The organism is Thiomicrospira sp. R3 (assembly GCF_029581415.1).
GTDB lineage: Bacteria > Pseudomonadota > Gammaproteobacteria > Thiomicrospirales > Thiomicrospiraceae > Thiomicrospira.
In genome coordinates this window covers 1,325,656-1,343,067 of record NZ_CP121121.1, presented here as the reverse complement: position 1 = coordinate 1,343,067, position 17,412 = coordinate 1,325,656, and the positions used below count along the sequence as shown (strand labels likewise).

The 17,412-nt window shown below is 46.5% G+C and carries 16 protein-coding genes and 1 riboswitch; of the genes, 5 read left to right on the top strand and 11 right to left on the bottom strand.

Annotated features, from left to right (window positions below):
• Nucleotides 1–5 precede the first annotated feature (5 nt).
• The 8 genes from P8S55_RS06725 to P8S55_RS06690 all read right to left on the bottom strand — a co-directional run bounded on the left by P8S55_RS06725 (nucleotide 6) and on the right by P8S55_RS06690 (nucleotide 8,316).
• Nucleotides 6–1,328: a murein transglycosylase domain-containing protein gene (locus P8S55_RS06725; RefSeq protein ID WP_289223467.1), complete on the bottom strand. Its 1,323-nt coding sequence runs from the start codon at nucleotides 1,326–1,328 to the stop codon at nucleotides 6–8.
• 68 nt (nucleotides 1,329–1,396) lie between these two features.
• Nucleotides 1,397–2,461 carry a flagellar hook-associated protein FlgL gene (gene flgL / locus P8S55_RS06720; RefSeq protein WP_289223466.1) on the bottom strand — a complete coding sequence of 355 codons (1,065 nt, stop codon included), beginning with the start codon at nucleotides 2,459–2,461 and terminating at the stop codon, nucleotides 1,397–1,399.
• A 4-nt stretch (nucleotides 2,462–2,465) separates the two neighbouring features.
• The gene (flgK, locus tag P8S55_RS06715; protein WP_289223465.1) at nucleotides 2,466–4,280 is read right to left on the bottom strand and encodes a flagellar hook-associated protein FlgK; all 1,815 of its coding nucleotides are present in this window, start codon (nucleotides 4,278–4,280) and stop codon (nucleotides 2,466–2,468) included.
• Nucleotides 4,281–4,314: 34 nt separating this feature from the next.
• Nucleotides 4,315–4,749: a rod-binding protein gene (locus P8S55_RS06710; RefSeq protein ID WP_289223464.1), complete on the bottom strand. Its 435-nt coding sequence runs from the start codon at nucleotides 4,747–4,749 to the stop codon at nucleotides 4,315–4,317.
• A 2-nt stretch (nucleotides 4,750–4,751) separates the two neighbouring features.
• Entirely contained in the window at nucleotides 4,752–5,855 is a 1,104-nt protein-coding gene (locus P8S55_RS06705) for a flagellar basal body P-ring protein FlgI (RefSeq protein WP_289223463.1), read from the bottom strand.
• 200 nt (nucleotides 5,856–6,055) lie between these two features.
• A complete protein-coding gene (locus tag P8S55_RS06700) occupies nucleotides 6,056–6,754 on the bottom strand; it encodes a flagellar basal body L-ring protein FlgH (protein WP_289223462.1) in 699 nt (232 codons plus the stop codon).
• A 15-nt stretch (nucleotides 6,755–6,769) separates the two neighbouring features.
• Nucleotides 6,770–7,561 (bottom strand): flagellar basal-body rod protein FlgG, encoded by a 792-nt coding sequence (gene flgG, locus P8S55_RS06695; protein WP_289223461.1) that lies wholly within the window; start codon nucleotides 7,559–7,561, stop codon nucleotides 6,770–6,772.
• An 11-nt stretch (nucleotides 7,562–7,572) separates the two neighbouring features.
• Nucleotides 7,573–8,316 (bottom strand): flagellar basal body rod protein FlgF, encoded by a 744-nt coding sequence (locus tag P8S55_RS06690; protein ID WP_289223460.1) that lies wholly within the window; start codon nucleotides 8,314–8,316, stop codon nucleotides 7,573–7,575.
• Nucleotides 8,317–8,553: 237 nt separating this feature from the next.
• Between P8S55_RS06690 and rnd the strand changes: the two genes are divergently transcribed.
• From rnd to pnuC, 4 genes are all read left to right on the top strand, one after another.
• Complete coding sequence (gene rnd / locus P8S55_RS06685) at nucleotides 8,554–9,699, top strand: ribonuclease D (protein WP_289223459.1); 1,146 nt, start codon at nucleotides 8,554–8,556, stop codon at nucleotides 9,697–9,699.
• Between the two features lie 60 nt (nucleotides 9,700–9,759).
• Entirely contained in the window at nucleotides 9,760–11,031 is a 1,272-nt protein-coding gene (locus P8S55_RS06680; RefSeq protein WP_289223458.1) for a 6-phosphofructokinase, read from the top strand.
• A 93-nt stretch (nucleotides 11,032–11,124) separates the two neighbouring features.
• Nucleotides 11,125–11,226: riboswitch (TPP riboswitch) on the top strand.
• A 336-nt stretch (nucleotides 11,227–11,562) separates the two neighbouring features.
• The gene (iscB, locus tag P8S55_RS06675) at nucleotides 11,563–12,930 is read left to right on the top strand and encodes an RNA-guided endonuclease IscB (protein WP_289223457.1); all 1,368 of its coding nucleotides are present in this window, start codon (nucleotides 11,563–11,565) and stop codon (nucleotides 12,928–12,930) included.
• 173 nt (nucleotides 12,931–13,103) lie between these two features.
• A complete protein-coding gene (pnuC, locus tag P8S55_RS06670) occupies nucleotides 13,104–13,733 on the top strand; it encodes a nicotinamide riboside transporter PnuC (RefSeq protein WP_289223456.1) in 630 nt (209 codons plus the stop codon).
• Nucleotides 13,734–13,741: 8 nt separating this feature from the next.
• Here pnuC and P8S55_RS06665 read toward each other — a convergent pair whose 3' ends face one another.
• The 3 genes from P8S55_RS06665 to P8S55_RS06655 are packed head-to-tail and all read right to left on the bottom strand — an operon-like array spanning nucleotide 13,742 to nucleotide 15,916.
• Nucleotides 13,742–14,695, bottom strand: coding sequence for a hypothetical protein (locus tag P8S55_RS06665; RefSeq protein ID WP_289223455.1), 954 nt, complete (start codon nucleotides 14,693–14,695; stop codon nucleotides 13,742–13,744).
• 57 nt (nucleotides 14,696–14,752) lie between these two features.
• Nucleotides 14,753–14,959: a zinc-finger domain-containing protein gene (locus P8S55_RS06660; RefSeq protein ID WP_044410800.1), complete on the bottom strand. Its 207-nt coding sequence runs from the start codon at nucleotides 14,957–14,959 to the stop codon at nucleotides 14,753–14,755.
• A gap of 30 nt (nucleotides 14,960–14,989) precedes the next feature.
• The gene (locus P8S55_RS06655; RefSeq protein ID WP_289223454.1) at nucleotides 14,990–15,916 is read right to left on the bottom strand and encodes a branched-chain amino acid transaminase; all 927 of its coding nucleotides are present in this window, start codon (nucleotides 15,914–15,916) and stop codon (nucleotides 14,990–14,992) included.
• 300 nt (nucleotides 15,917–16,216) lie between these two features.
• Between P8S55_RS06655 and P8S55_RS06650 the strand changes: the two genes are divergently transcribed.
• Nucleotides 16,217–17,395 (top strand): aspartate aminotransferase family protein, encoded by a 1,179-nt coding sequence (locus tag P8S55_RS06650; protein ID WP_289223453.1) that lies wholly within the window; start codon nucleotides 16,217–16,219, stop codon nucleotides 17,393–17,395.
• The last annotated feature ends 17 nt before the right edge of the window (nucleotides 17,396–17,412 follow it).

The following is a 17,412-nucleotide window of genomic DNA, read 5'->3' as shown; positions in this document are numbered from 1 at the left end:
TTTCCCTAACGACTGGCCAGCAGTCGTGCATCGTCACCTAACAACGCCTGATAACGTTGCTTTGCCTGTAATACCTTATCTAAATAACGTCGCGTTTCATCTGAAGGATGATCATAGCGCAGTTTACGATAAACCAAGCGCGGATTCATGCGATTTATCTGTTCCACCGCTGCTTCAGGGGTATCACCAAATAAGCGCCAAACCGTTGATAACCCCCCGTTATAACTTGAAATCGCAATCATCTCGCGCACCTCCTCGTTACGAATCAAACCAAAATAATCATACTTTAGCAACGCCAAATAAGCCGTACCAATACGAATATTGGTTTGTGGGTCAAACAAGTCTTCAGGGGTTGGCGCATCCATTCGAAAATCGACCAACTTATAGACATCCCGCCCAGCCGATTGTGCTTTGATTTGCATTAAACCCAAAGCATTCGAGCGACTCACAGCGTTAGGATTAAAATGGCTTTCGGTTTCCATCACAGCAAACACCAACGCGGGCGACACATTAAAATCTGCAGCAAACTGCATGACCCATGGCTCATAGAACTGAGCAGGACCAACAATATTCGATAATACAAGTGGAATCGTTATTTCCGTACCTTGAACAGATTGATGAACAAGGGTTTCATCAGCTAAAACCCTATCAATATACTTAAACGCGGCAAAAGGATAACGAATGGGCTGACCATTTTGATCCAATACACGTCGGTAAAAAAGCGGCCTCTGGCGCATTTCCAAAGGGGCAAGGGTTAGGATATCTTTTTCATTAAATGGCTGACTGCTTAACAAAATACGTGCAATCGCACGTTTAATGTTTTGCTCGGTGGCCAATTCGGCTGGAAACCAAAAACGCAAAGCATCCTCTTTCATAGCAAACTCAGCCTTAGAAAAAACAGGAGGCTGTGTTTCTTCGGGCTTTATTTGCTCGGCCACTAAACGAGGCATCCTGTCTTGTTCACCAGCAAGCCTACCTGGTTCAACGAAACCTTGCGCATCAGGTTCATCAAGCTTGATCAGAGGAATTGAGTTAGTTTGCGTTTGCACAGGCTGTAGATTGTATTGAGCAGCGACCGGTTCCAAAATGAGGTGAATAGGGCTAGGTTCGTCTGAAAGAACAGCATAATACTCTGCATTAGAGCCTGCACTAGAGCCTGCACTAGGCTCTAAGAAAAGAGAGGGGCTTGCGTTCGGGCTTGCTTTGGTTGCGTAGATGCCAGTCTCAGCCATCGCCCAATACTGGAAATGCTGAAAAGCCGCACCGCCTGCGATTAAAAGCAGGCCTGCTGGTAACAACAGTACCATAATAAATTGCTCGAATTTCATCTATAAAAAAGCCTCCGTGCGGAGGCTTAAGCAAGTTAAATACCAACTGAAACGTAAGTGGTCTTGGTTTAACGCAAATAATCAAACAATGACATCTGCTGCACACGTGTAAACACCTGTTGCGCCATTTGTAACGCATTTTGCTTGACCGTAAAGTCGGATATACCTTTAACCAAATCCAATTCTTCGATATTCATTCTGCGCTCAGTTAAGGCCATCTTAAAACTTTCGCCCGCATCATACTGCGCTTCAATACGGTTTTGCCGCCCGCCAATAACAGCTAGGTTTTCAGACATATTTGTCACACTTTGCTTTAAACTATCCAATATATCGTCACCTGGACGCTCTCCGTCCATTAAGCGTAGATACATAACCTGCATTACATTATAAATATTGCCATCAATCGTTGTTGCATCAGCCGGTACCTGAGATGGTGGAGTCGAGTTAGCATCATTGATACCGATTTGACCCAAGGAAGCGGTTGGATTATCTAAATCCATACCAAATACACGCGAGCCTGCATCGGTAATCCGAACCCGTGACATATTAAATTGGTCATCGGGTTTAAGTTCATTGGTAACATCAAAACCAATCTTGACAAAACGCCCACCAAAATTCGCTTCAGGCTTCCCGCCATCAGCAACAGCAAGATTGCCAATATAGGTCAAAAAACCTGGATTGGCTGGATCATCAACAAACGGCAAAAGATTCACGTTATTACCCGCAAACATATGCTCACCATCCGAGTTTTTCTGGTTCATTATTGATTTAACATGCAACATCAGCTGCTGAACCTCGGCTGCAGTTTGTTTGCGCTGGTCGGCATTATAGGTGTCGGTGGACATTTGTACCGCCAGTTCACGCACGCGTTGAAGCACATCGACCGTATTAGTAATCGCCGTTTCCTCAAGCACCAATTGCGATTTGGCATAGATACCATTTTTAGCATACTGGTCAATGGTATTGATCGTTTGAGTTAGCTTGTGAATTTGGGTAATACCGACCGCATCATCACTAGGTCGATTCACCTTCTTACCGGTACTTAACTGCTCTTGAATTCGCAACAGATCATTTTGATGCTTTGCGATCGCATCAAAACTGGTACTGTGAATCATATTCGTTGATACACGCATCAAGCTATCCTCTCATCACGCCAATTAGGGTTTGAAACATCGACTGGCTGGCTTGAATTATTTGGGCCGCCGCTTGGTATGCCTGCTGAAAACGCAATAAATTCGCCGCCTCTTCATCCAAACTCACACCCGACAACATTTCACGACGCTCGTTAATGTAACTAAAACTGCTTTTTTGTGCTTCATAATTAATCTCAGCACTACTAACAAACATCCCGACACTGCTGGCCATTCTTGAATACCCGCCAAGCAGGGTTTCGGATGCTTGGCCAGATTGATTGGCGTACATTAACTTCACCGACTGAATGCTCGCCATATTTGCAATATTCACATTATCACCCACAGCCGCAGCGGTGGGAACTGAACTGTCAATATCAGTAGCGGGCGGCACCGGAATAGGCAATTGACCCCGCGTAGCGAGTTGCTGTCCATCCCGCATCGCAACTTCTAATTGTTTTAGAATTTCTTGGTGCGGTTTGACAACAAATCGGTCACCATTAAGATGGGTACCTGGTGCCTCAAAACGTAAACCTTCAAATTGAACACTGGCTCCTGCAGCAAAGCTCGCTTGCTGTTTTGTCTCGATATTCGTTACGGTCCAATCCGCACCATCAAAACGCATCCCATAACCGCTCGGTGCTAATCGACCAATCGCGCTAAATGCGTCTTGCAATTCTTGATTCTTAACTTGGTAGTTCGCAGGTTGGTTTGTCGCATAAGCAGAGTTTTCACCGTTTATTAAGTCAAGATTATCCGTAGGATTAAAACTGACTAGAACATCCCCACTCCCTTGATTTAATCGGTGATGAAGTCCTGTCGCCGCTAAAGGTTTGAAAATATGCATACCTGGATCGCCATTCTCATCCCAACCTTGATACTGCTGCCAGTTATTCGCAGCGACAAATGCATTCAATGTCGCGCCAAGTTGATTTTGTGCGCTATCCAAGACATTTTTACGAAAGTCTAGCAGACCACCCAATTGACCTGGACCCAATAATAATTCACTGACTTGACGTGGCTCACCATTAATATTGATGAACAACTCTATACGGTTTTCATCAGGGTAGTCACTTTGACCCGCGCGCAAACTAGTTAAATTATTATCGGTTAACAAGGGTACGCGCGCATTAGCAGAGTAAATATCAATTGTACCATTCGGCTGGTTAAAGGTTTTAATACCGATTAAATTGGAAAGCTCCATGATAGATTGTTCACGTTTATCTAATAAATCATTAGGAGGCTGAGTCCCTCTACTTTCAGCCTTCGCAACCTCAAGGTTGATGTTTTTTATGGTACTAAGATGATCACTGATCGTTCGAGTCAGATCTTGAATTTGTGAGTTAGCTTGATTCTCGGTTTCTTTCAGAATGGTTGACATATTATTAATATGCCCGGTTAAACTGCGAGCCTGATCTAAAACAAACTCACGGTTAACACGAGAGGTGGGCAAATCGGCAAGATTTTGTAATGAATCAAAATAACGCTGCATAAACTGCTGCACACCCTGGTCATTACTCGCCACTATACCTTCGACTTGTCTTGCGTAAGCAATCGACTCTTCATAGCCTTTAACCAACCCATTGCTATTGACTAATTGTTTTTGGATAAAATCGGAATAGATGCGTTCGACCGTGGTCACCTTGGAGCCACCGCCTAAAAAGGTATGGCCACCAACGATTTGCGGGGCATTACTCGCCAAAACCGCGCGCTGACGACTATAGCCTTCTGTGCCAACATTCGCCACATTATGGCTGGTCACCTCTAGGGCTTTTTTAAATCCGTGAATGGCTTGGCTACCAATGGTTAACATGTCTGCCATAATCAGGTTCTCTTGGTTATCAGATAAAACCGAATCACTGATTCAACAAGGGTCTAGATGACAAGGCCTGTTGGGTATCAAGTGGTTTATCTGTTGATCGTTTCTGCTGCTCTAAGCGCCATTGGTCATAGTCTTCTGGTTTAATCGTTGGGTGCCTAGAGGACAACTGCTCTACTATCATATCGGCCAAACCCAAAGAACCTTTAGACGCTAAATTCTGGGCTAACTGTTTATCATACATATCAAAATAAGTATCGGCTTGGTTGCCATCCAACCAGCCATCGTCCAGTTTAACCTGGCGTGAGTTTTTTAAAATCTGCTCTAAAAATAACGCCTCGAACTGTTCGGCAACCGGCCTTAAAACCGCATCCTGATCCTCACGCGCTTGGCGCTTTAAATCATTTAACCCTTGTAGGTTGGTGTAAATAGTATGGTCTTGAGGACGAACTGTAAAGTTATTATTAAGCATCGTTATATCACCATTAGTTGCGCGCGCAAGGCACCCGCTTTTTGTAAGGCTTCTAAAATAGCCACTAGATCACTTGGCGCTGCGCCGACCTTATTCACTGCATCAACTAAAGAGTCCAAAGTAATACCCGATTCGAATCGAAACATACGCCCATCCCCCTGCTGCTCAACCTCAATATCAACATTTTGTTGTAACGCAGCCTGACCACCGGCAAACGCACCCGGCTGAACCACCTCTTCACGCTCAGTAATCCGCACAACTAAACCGCCATGCGTCACCGCCGCCGGGCTTACACGAACGGTTTGACCAATCACCACCGTCCCGGTTCGGGAATTAACAATGACACGTGCCGCACTTTCCCCCTGCTCCACTTCAATATTTTCCAATACAGACAAAAACGAAACACGTTGATCCGGAATACGCGGTGCCATCACTTCTATCGAACCGCCCCCCAAAGCACGCGCTGAGCCTTCACCCAATAGTTCATTAATCGCGCTGGTGACATTAGTGGCCGTAGTAAAATCCGCACGGTGTAAATTCAACACAATTGTTGAGCCTAAATCAAACCCAGTATTCACCGAACGCTCCACCGTAGCGCCATTAGGAATGCGACCCACACTGGGCACATTAATCGTAATACGCGAGCCATCTCGCCCGCTGGCATCCATCCCGCCGACAACCAAATTGCCTTGCGCAATCGCGTACACCTGATTGTCCACCCCTTTTAACGGGGTCATCAACAAGGTGCCACCCTGTAAACTCTTAGCGTTCCCCAACGAAGAAACCGTAACATCAATCAACTGCCCCGACCCTGCAAACGCTGGCAAGCTCGCATGCACCGCTACAGCCGCCACGTTTTTTGAATTGGTTCTGACTCCGGGTGGCACATTAATACCAAATTTATTGAGCATACTAATCAAACTCTGCTCGGCAAACGGGGTGTTGTCACCCGAACCGTTTAAACCAACAACCAGACCGTAACCGACTAATTGGTTGTCACGCACACCGGCAACACTTGCCAAATCTTTAATTCGAGAGCTTGCCAAAGCAATACTACTCCACGTCATTAAAGCAATTAAAATCAGTAACATTCTTTTAGGCATCATCGCGTTCCTCTGGAAGCTAGAGAGATTATATAAACTTAGGTACCACTAGCAGATTGTGTGCCAAGCCACAAATGAAAAGCGCGACAACCAGGCCTGCTGATTGTCGCGCTAAGAGAATAAAAAACCGACTTGCAAAAAGGAGAGTATAAAAACAAGCCGGGTCACGTTTTAGGCATTTAATTGAGGTTCGTCAACTCCATTTAAAGCGGCCAAAACTTTGACAAAAAACGGGTTACGGGACCAGGCCGCGCGGTATCACCGGCTATGCCTGTATCTCGATAAATTAATCGTACATCCGCCACCTTAGTGGACACTATCGTGTTATCGGGTTTTATATCTTGGGGTCTAACAATGCCGGCAAAACGAATTACCTCCTCACCATCATGCACCGTAAGCCATTTCTCACCGCGCACCACCAAATTGCCGTTAGGAATCACCTCAACCACCGTGACGGCCACCGAGCCAGAAATCGATGAGTTCTGTTTAATATCACTATTACCATTAAAACTATTTTGCGAACCAAAGCCAATACCGCCAGAACCCAAGGCGGGACTTAAATCCGCTGCCGTTCTACCCAAAAAATTCAACGGGTTAGACACGCCAAAATCAGCTTGATTTGATCGATTAAAGCTGGCTTCATCTTTTTTATTCGCGTTAAATTTTTCAATCAAAACAATCGTAATAATATCACCAACACGATGCGCCCGCGCATCATCAAACAGCGTCATCGCATAGGCACTCTGAAAAAGTGATCCGTTCATCGGTTGCGGTGGCTGAGCCAAATTCATGGGGTAGCTTGGCTCATAGGAAAACGCCTCTAAACGCTCCGGTGTACTCGAGCATCCTTGCAACACCAGCAGGCCTGCCAATAAGGATAAAAAACCTAACTTCTTTTTCATAGTTATACCTTAGTCTTAAACATTATTATTAAGGTACTGCATCATGCCATCCGCAGCCGATATAGCTTTCGAATTCATTTCATAGGTACGCTGGGCTTCAATCATACCGATCAGCTCTTCCACCGTATTCACGTTGGAGGCCTCAAGTGCACCTTGTATTAAGGCGCCTGCATCTTCGTTATTCGGGTTATTCACAACAGGCGCACCACTGGCAATAGTTTCGTAGTACATATTCTGCCCTACCGACTCAAGACCCGCTGGATTGATAAACATCGCAATCTCTATCTGCCCCAGGTCAATCGGTGCCGCAACCCCTGGCTCCTTAGCGAATACCGTGCCATCTCTAGCAATCGATATATCCGTCACGTTGGGCGGGATTTGAATATTAGGCTCAAGCAAATATCCTGATGAGGTCACCACATCGCCATTTTGATTCACCTGAAATGAACCATCACGGGTGTACATAATATTGCCCTCAGGGTCTAAAACCTGAAAAAAGCCTTTACCATCAATCGCCAAATCCAACTGATTGTCGGTAATCATTAAATTACCCTGGGTATGAATTTTTTGCACACCCACTGCTTTAACACCCACACCCAACTGCAAACCCGAGGGCAAGGTATTAGCCGGGTCTTGACCCGCCTGCGCCCCGGGCATACGAACGTTTTGATAAAGTAAATCATCAAACTCGGCACGCCCGGCTTTAAAACCATAGGTATTGGCGTTCGCCAAGTTGTTTGAAATAGCGGCTAATCTAAATTGCTGGGCTTCTAAACCAGTTTTGGCTACATATAATGCTCTGTTCATTGCCTACTCCATTACCTTATAGAAAGGATTTTGTCAGATGCGCCCGCATGGTCTTTGCTGGTTTTCATCATTTTGACTTGCATTTCATATTTTCGAGTCAGCTCAATCATAGTCACCAAAGCCTGAACAGTATTCACATTACTGCCCTCAAGCGCGCCGTTAATCACCCGGATATTCGCTTGACCCAACTCATCATTGCCCGGCTTTTGTCGAATAAAGCCATCCAACCCCTTCTCAAGCTGACGATGATCTGGCTCGACTAAACGCAATTGATCTAACACCACCACTTCGTTAGCAGGTGCTCCGGCTGGCACAACACTGATTGTGCCATCATTGCCTACTTCAAAATGATCCACGGGTGGCAGCACAATCGGCGCACCGGCTGCATTTAACATCGGATTTCCGTGCACATCAACCAATTGACCATCCGCGGTAATCTGCATGCTGGCTGAGCGAATATAAGCCTCGTCACCGTTGGGCGTTAACACGGCCATATAGCCATTTTCTTTTGTCGCTACATCCAGCGAACGTCCTGTCACCTTAATAGGTCCGGCTGAAAAATCCGTAGCAGGACGCTCACCCATTGAATAGCTGCGCGTATGCCAACCAGGCCCCTCCACATGCTGAGCGCGGAACTGATTAAAATCTTGCTTAAACCCATCCGTGGTGGCATTAGCTAAATTGTTCGCATTATTTGCCTGCGACAACAACGCCTCTTTCGCGCCACTCATCGAGACATAGAGCATCCGATCCATTTGACAAGTGTCCTCTCATTTTTTCTGGCAAAACGGGCCAAGCTGGCTTGGCCATTATGTATTTTTTATATTTTTGTAACGCCGCTATACAAAACGACGGGCTTTCCTGCACGCTTTACTTGTGTGTTAGCGATAATATACAGCTTGCTTATCCGTTGTTAGCTAAGCAAGTGCTGTGCCAAGCACCCAACATAAAACCACTTGCTCATTCTGCCCGCTAAAGCTAAACTTGGGTTTATGAACTATACAAGCTTAACGACCCCTGCAGCGCTGGCTGCCTTTTGTGAGCAGCAGGCCAACCAGGCCTGGTTGGCTATTGACACCGAGTTTATTCGCCAAGATACCTATTACCCTATTTTGGCTTTGGTACAAATTTGCACTCAAGAGGGCGAACTCGTCCTCATTGACCCGTTGGCGCTGGCCGATCTTTCCCCTTTATGGCAACTCATGGCCAACCCAAAGGTATGCAAGGTGCTCCACTCTGCACGCCAAGATATTGAGGTTCTATTCCAACTTGGCAAACAAATGCCGCAGAACTTGTTTGATACCCAAACAGCCTGTGTGTTTTTGGGCTATGGGGACATGGCCGGATTTGGCCGTGTGGTTGAAGCTGAATATAACGTCAGTCTTAATAAAGCACTGAGCCGAACCAACTGGCTGCAACGCCCCTTGTCGGATGAACAAATTCACTATGCATTAGACGATGTGCACTATCTAGCGCCACTCTACAAAAAACTACACACCCTGCTGACGGCTGAACAAAAACAAGCCTTAACACAGGATTTTGCTGAAATGCTTAACCCTGCTTTATATCAAATTGAGCCTAACCAGGCCTGGTTAAAAGTTAAAGGCACCAAAGGTTTAAATACCAAACAGCTCGGCCTAGTAAAACAACTCGCTGCTTGGCGGGAACAGGCTGCAATCGGGCAAAACTTGCCACGTAGATGGGTGATCAGTGATGATGCGATCTTACAACTCGCCAAACGACCCGCTCGCACCCTCGAGGCGCTCTATAAGGTGCCCGACCTAAATGCTGGTACGGTTCGCCAATACGGTGAGGTGATTATTGAACAACTTGACCTCGCCTTTGCATCACCCGATAACTGGCCTGAAAAACCGGCTAACCCCCCTGGCTTATCACCCCAGGAAGACATTTTATTGCAGCTGGCAACAAGTTTTGCTCAGCAGGTTGCCCAGGATAACGGTATCATAGTAAACAACCTGTATCAAAAAGCAGGCCTGGTAACGCTGATCCGCCAACAACCCTCATCGCTTGAAAATGGCTGGCGACGCTTGTTACTCGGTGATCCGCTAAAAGAATTATTAAACAACCAGGCCTGGTTAGGCGTTGTCGATCAAAAAATTGTCCTGACCAAGACGTAATTATTTAGTCATCTTCTTGCTTTATAATAGTTAAATATTCTTCTGAGATCGGGTAGTTTCATGACAAAACCAACAAAAAATGTTCTCTATGCACAAGCTGGCGGCGTTTCAGCCGTTATTAATGCCAGCGCAGCTGGGGTGATTGAAACCGTTCGCCAACATCCTCAAGTGTTCGGCAAAGTTTATGCGGCGATTAATGGGATAAAAGGGGTGCTTGATGAAGCCTTGGTTGATATCGACAGCTTTAGCGAACAAGACATGGCGCGGTTAAAATTCCTGCCTGGCGCAGCGTTTAAAGCCTGCCGTTTTGACTTGGAAACCGAGGAGGCACGTCCCGACCAATACCAACGCGTTTTAGAGGTATTCACCCGCTATCAAATTGGTTATTTTTTCTACAATGGCGGTAATGGTTCAATGTTAACCGCCAAAAAAGTTGCCGACTATTGTTGCCGCCAAGGTCACCCTGTAATCTGCATCGGTGTGGCCAAAACCATTGATAACGATCTCGCAATATCTCATTGCAGCCCTGGTTTTGGCAGCACGGCTAAATATTTAGCAACCAGCTTTTTTGAAGCCTGCTTAGATATTCAATCTATGCATCAAACCTCAACCCGTTTTTTTGTGCTCGAAACCATGGGCCGCAATGTAGGTTGGTTATCACTTGCGCCTGGTCTAGTTAAAAAACTCCTACCCGACTTGCCGATTATCATTTTGCCAGCCGAACGTCCGTTTAGACGCCAAGCATTTCTTGATAAGGTTCAAAAACTAATTGATGAGCATGGCTACTGCACCTGCTCGGTATCTGAAGGAGTTCGTAGCGAAGACGGGCAATTTATCTCGGTAGCGGGGGTTGAGCACGCCCATGGTATGACCTTTACCCAGCTGGGCGGCGTGGCTGAAAAACTAGGTCACCTTGTTGCTGACCAACTCAAGATCAAAACCCACAGTGCTAACCCGGATTACCTGCAGCGCTCTGCCAGCCATATGGTTTCGCAAACGGATTGGGACATGGCCTACCAAGCAGGCGAACAAGCGGTGATCGCGGCGCTAAATGGCGAGCACGGTGTATTACCGATCATCACCAAACTCAGCGACAACCCGTTTCAATTTGGCTTTAAAACCGTGCCACTGGATGCGGTGGCTGAGCTAGAAAAATCAGTACCCGATTCATTTATCACGGAAGATGGCATGGATATCACCCAGGCTGCATTAGATTATCTATTGCCACTAGTTGCGGGAGAACGCCCTATTGCTTTTAAACACGGGATGCCTGACATCAGCCCACTCCAGCTAACCCACCTCACTAAACAGCTAGCGCCCTTCAAAAACTAAGCCGCCTGTTACTCATCGTTGCTTAAAGTTGATGTTTTATCAGCTTTAAGCGCTTCAATGCTATAATCCTTTTTGAAATTAGCCAAATTAGCCAAATTAGCCAAGGGGTGATCGAAAGATCTGAGATTGCTGGCGCAAAACCCTTTGAACCTGATCCGGATCATACCGGCGTAGGGACAGGCGCTCAGCTTACTTTTATCTGTTGCTTCCCTGTCCTTTTTTAACATTCATTAAATGGATTAAGAAGGATTACTGTCAACAACCCCGCCTTGAAAGGCGAGGCTTGTAAAAGCCTAGTTGACCAGAGGGCTTAATCTAAGATTAAGCAGCAGACGATAACGGGTCGTTAAGACTTACCAGTGGGTGCTTCCTTAGCCCACTGCTCTAAAAGGTGTTGAGAATGCGGGCATAGGGTAAGTGCCAAATCTTGATGTCGCCACCTCGGTGGGAGCCGGTTATCGTCAATCTCGAAGGGAGATGCCGAAAGGCACGTTACTAGCCCCGTAAGGGGAATAATTTGGAGGATACCGTATGTCGGTATTTGTATTAACAAAAAACAAGAAGCCGTTAATGCCGTGCTCAGAGAAACGCGCAAGGCTACTGCTTTCGCGGGGTCGTGCGGTGGTGCATTTGATGACGCCGTTTACTATTCGGTTAAAAGACCGGGTAGCGGGTGTGTGTCAGTCCGTGCATGTCAAAATCGATCCCGGCTCAAAGCAAACGGGGATGGCGGTTGTCCTGGAATCCAAGCTGGATTTAAAGGTATTGTGGTTAAGTGTGATTCACCACCGCGGTCATCAGATTAGTGAACAGCTTACCGCACGACACGCCATGCGCCGCCGTCGCCGTAATCAGCTTTGGTATCGTCCTGCAAGGTTTAACAACCGCACCCGACCTGGTGGTTGGTTAGCGCCCTCACTACAACATCGTATCGATACCACGCTAGCTTGGATTAAAAAACTATCCAAGCTAGCACCGGTATCGGACATTGGCATGGAGCGGGTGGAGTTTGATATGCAAAAAATGGTGAAAGGTGATATTGCAGGCGTTGAATACCAACAAGGTACACTGTTTGGGTTTGAAGTTAAGGAATACCTGCTGACCAAGCACAAACATACCTGCGCGTATTGCAACGGAGTAAGCGGTGACAACAGGCTTGAGGTGGAACACGTCCAGCCTCGCTCAAAAGGTGGCAGCCACAGCGTTAAAAACTTGGTCATCGCGTGTCGGAGCTGTAATGAGGCGAAAGGCAGCCATCGGCTTTCAGAGTGGAAACGGTTGTTGGGCAAATCCAAGCTGGATAAAGCCCGTGCCATCGGGGTTGAGAAAACCCTTAAGGGCAAGTGGACAGGACTCAAAGACGCGGCGGCGGTTAATACTACGCGTAACGCTTTGCTGCATGAACTTCTGGTGTTGGCTAAAACCACCGTATCGGTCTATACCGGAACGGGTGCGATGACCAAGTTTAATCGCAAACAGCAAGGCATTCCCAAGCATCATGCGCTGGATGCGGTCTGTGTTGGCGAAGATTTAAAACCGGTTAAAAACTGGGTTAAACCGGTTTTGGGTATTAAATGCACCGGACGTGGGCGTTATCAGCGTACACGACTGAACAAGTATGGCTTTCCACGCGGTTACTTAATGCGCCAAAAAGCGGTGCATGGCTTTCAGACTGGCGATCAGGTTAAAGCGGTGGTTCCCAGTGGGAAAAAGCAAGGCATTTACTCAGGCCGTGTGGCAATTCGTGCCAGCGGAAGGTTTAACATCCAAGCCGCCAACGGTTTGGTTCAGGGTATTAGTCACAAACACTGCACGTTAATCCAACGTGGTAGCGGTTATGGCTTTAATTTAACAACGATAGTACTTACTCACGGAGAACGCGAGAAACAGGCGGCCTAACGGCCGGCGCTATCCCTCACCGGGCTAAACCCCGGTGTCTCTCGCGCAAAAACCAGATGAACGCGCAGAAGTATTTAATCAAAACCCCAATACCGTTTTTGTATTAAAATTTGTCGGACAAGACCGTTCCGATTAATTGCAACACCTAACCCGCCTAACAAAAGGATAGATTTATGGATGCCAGCTTTGCCGAACTCTTTCAACTTCAATTGCAATACTTTTCAATTTGGGAAGCCGTCGCGGTCGCGCTCGGACTGGCCTATGTATTTATGGCCGCCAAAGAAATTATCTGGGCTTGGCCGGCGGCCCTAGTCAGCACCGCGATTTACATGATGATTTTTTGGGAAGGTAACTTACCCATGCAATCGGCGCTGAACCTGTTTTATATGGGCATGGCGGTCTATGGTTGGCTGCTCTGGCGTCCGCGCCCAGCCGATGCAACGCACACACCACTGAGCATTCATCGCTGGAATCTTGGCAAACATGCGTTATGGATAGGTTTAGGTGTGTTGTTGACCTTTAGCTTTGGCGGATTATTAACCCTGTTTAATGCCAGCCAAATGCCTTATTTGGATGCAGGTGTGATGGTATTTTCAATGATGACGACCTTTTTAATGGCGCGCAAAGTGCTTGAAAGCTGGTTTTATTGGATTATTATCAACACCTTTGCGGTCGCGCTTTATTGGCAAACCGGCTATCCATTGACCGCGATGATGTTTGTCGCCTATATGTTTATGGCATGGTATGGCATGATTAACTGGCAATTACGCTGGCGCAAACAAAACCAGGCGGCTGCCAATTAGTCGGCTAGTTATAACGATTTAAAACAATGAGGTGCGGATAACCAGGCCTGTAAGTTATCCGCGCCTAACCAATTCAACCGAAACAAAACCAACCGAAACACATCACGCCACGCCTCAAGCTGGCTAAAGACTTCTGCGCTATCAATCCCTTGTTCAGCCAAATATCCGGCATAATAGTGTCGCCAGATTGTTGCTTGATCTGCATTTAACAACACCTCAAGCATCCCTAAGTGCAAACTCGCCGGGGCCATTATCCAGGCATCCATATCGACAATACCCAGGGGTTGATCATCTTGCCATTGCAGTTGATCCCAGCGAAAATCCAGCATCACCGGCACCAGCGCTTTAATCGGGCAAGCAAGGGTCTTATTGATTGCACGGACAACCAGGCCTGGTTGTAAATCGAACGTTTGCACAAACGCGCGTGTTTTCTGCATCCAGCCCTCTACTAAGTTCGGTTCGTGAGTTGTCAGCCGATGAAGCTGGGCAACATGTTTCGCCAAGATCTTGAGCGTGGCTTCTGACAGGGTTTTAGGCGGTTGATTGTGCCCTGACAGGGCTTGGCTTAACACATAACCTTGTTGCTGGTTATCAGAGGGCGATACCGCCAAAGGAATCTGTACAATTTGAAGCGGTGAAACCTGGCGCAATAACACCGCCCAATCGGGTTGATACTGATAGCTTTGCGCCAAATCATAGTCTAACCAAACTTTTACATCTTGCCAAAAAGGTTGCTGAGTTAAATCCTTGCGCAACCACTTAAGATAGAAGTTACCCGCATCGCTATCGAGCCTAACAATTGAATGGGTGGAGTCGGAGAAGGCATTATCTAACAACCAGGCCTGGTTGAGATATTTCCAAGGCAACAATGCCGTATCGATCTGTAAAAGCTGTTGAATGGCTGACCATTGCTGGGCTGAAAGCCTTGTAACGGATGCGTGAGATAAGGAGGCAGAGAGCATAAAAAAACAGCCGGAACCCGCTAGGAAAGCGTTAACCAGCTGTTTTTGGTAACCAACCTAGTGATGTCCACCGCGGTGCGGGTTCCAATCTTTTAGCACATATTCCGTGCCGCAATAAGGACATTTGGCTTCACCGGTTTCTTCAATCGGCAAAAACACTTTTGGATGGGCATCCCATGCGCTTTCACCCGGCATCGGGCAGTACAAAGGCAAATCATCATAGGTTACTTCGACACGACGTTGTGAACAGGATTGTGCAGTCATGGTCACTCCTCTTTTAATTATTTAACCGGCTTATTTTACGGGCGTTAACCAGTCTAAATGGGGCGCTGAACGACCGTGTACCACATCAAAGTATAAACTTTGCAATTTTTCGGTAATCGGACCACGCGAGCCTTCGCCAATTGGACGATTATCTAATTCACGAATCGGCGTCACTTCAGCCGCGGTACCCGTAAAGAAGGCTTCATCGGCAATATACACCTCATCACGCGTAATGCGTTTTTCAATGACTTTATACCCCAACTCATTCGCCAGCTGAATCACGGTTTTACGGGTAATACCATCTAACGCGGCTGACAAATCTGGCGTATAAATCACGCCATCTTTAATCATAAAGAAGTTCTCACCACTGCCTTCGGCCACAAAACCGTGCGGATCGAGCAATAAGGCTTCGTGACAACCATGCGAAACCGCCTCTTGCAGAGCCAACATGGAGTTCATGTAGGCTCCATTAGCTTTGGCTTTGGTCATGGTGATATTTGGGTGATGACGAGTATAAGATGAGGTGGCAACCTTAATCCCCCTCGTCAAGTTTTCTTCACCCATATACGCACCCCACTCCCAAGCCGCTACAATCACGTGGGTTTTTAAGTTATCCGCACGTAAACCCATACCTTCAGAACCGTAATAAACCATCGGACGTAGATAAGCTGACTTTAAATTATTTTCTGCCACCGCCGCACGCTGGGCTGCGTTAATCGTTTGCTTATCAAACGGCATGGGCATATTCATAATTTTCGCCGAGTTAAACAAACGGTCGGTATGCGCTTCTAAGCGAAAAATTGAGGTACCTTGCTCAGCATCATAGGCTCTTACGCCTTCAAACACACCCAAACCGTAGTGCAAGGTATGCGTTAACACATGGGTGTTGGCATCACGCCAAGGCACCATTTGACCGTCCATCCAAATCAGGCCATCACGATCCGACATTGTTCGCATTCAAAGGCTCCTCAAACAATTTGTCTATTAAAAACCTGCTATTTTATCCTAAGCAGTTACTGAATAACAGATTTTGACTTGGGTTTATTTCAACAGGTCTAAAATCTACCTAAATCCTTGGTTATACGCGTTGTAATAACCACGTCCCAGCGACTTAATAACTTGAATTTATTCTTTATTCAGCTAAAATCAATCTTTAGTCTTGCGAAAACAGTCGTCGATGAACACTTTTAATAGATGACTTACGTTTTTGTTTTCAATCACTGCGGCCAACCCGCCATGGGTTTTTTAGAGGTTAAGATGTCAGCCAGTTTAATGAATACCTATGCACGTTTACCTGTCACCTTTGTTGAAGGCGAAGGCGCTACGCTTTATGATGAACAAGGCCGTGCTTACTTAGATGCAGTTAGCGGCATTGCTGTGTGCAGTCTTGGGCATGCACATCCAGAAATTGCACACGCACTGTGTGAGCAAAGCAAGCGCCTTATTCATACCTCTAACCTCTATCATGTCGTCAACCAGCAAGCCTTAGCCGATGAACTTATTCGTTTATCAGGCATGGATAAAGTGTTTTTCAGCAACTCTGGCGCTGAAGCAAACGAAGGCGCGATTAAAATAGCCCGTAAGTTTGGTAATGACAGAGGGATTACTCAGCCTGAAATTTTGGTTATGGAAAATAGTTTTCATGGCCGTACTATGGCTACCTTGAGCGCAACAGGCAACAAAAAAGTCCAAGAAGGCTTTTATCCACTTGTTGAAGGCTTTGTTCGCGTACCTTTTGATGATGTTGAAGCCGTAGAACAAAAAATCGCCAACCAGCCTAATTTGGTTGCGATCATGGTTGAACCTGTGCAAGGCGAAGGTGGCGTATATGTCCCCAAAACCGGTTATCTTAAAGCCTTGCGGGCTTTGTGTGACCAGCACAATTTATTGCTAATGATAGATGAAATCCAAACGGGCGTTGGCCGCACAGGTAAGTGGTTTGCATTCCAGCATGAAGCGATTCTGCCTGATGTTTTATCCCTAGCGAAAGCCTTGGGTAATGGTGTGCCCATAGGTGCCTGCTTGGCACGGGGTAAAGCAGCAGAAGTACTTGCGCCCGGTAATCATGGCACCACCTTTGGTGGCAATCCACTAGCCTGTGCAGCAGGCCTGGCTGTTATCAAAACACTTGAACACCATAACTATATTGATTATGTCGCTAAACAAGGTGAATATCTTCTTAATGAATTTAAACAACGTTTAGCGGGCATTGATCAGGTCAAGCAGGTGCGCGGTAAAGGCTATATGATCGGCATCCAGCTTGATCGCCCATGCGGTGAACTGGTTAAACTCGCACTCAACAAAAACCTGCTGATTAATGTCACGCGTGGCGATACCATTCGCCTATTACCGCCTTTTGTTATGTCTCATGCACAACAGGAGCAATTGATCAGCGGTGTTTGCGAATTGATTAATGAATTTTTAACCGATATTTAACTAAACAACTTATTTTT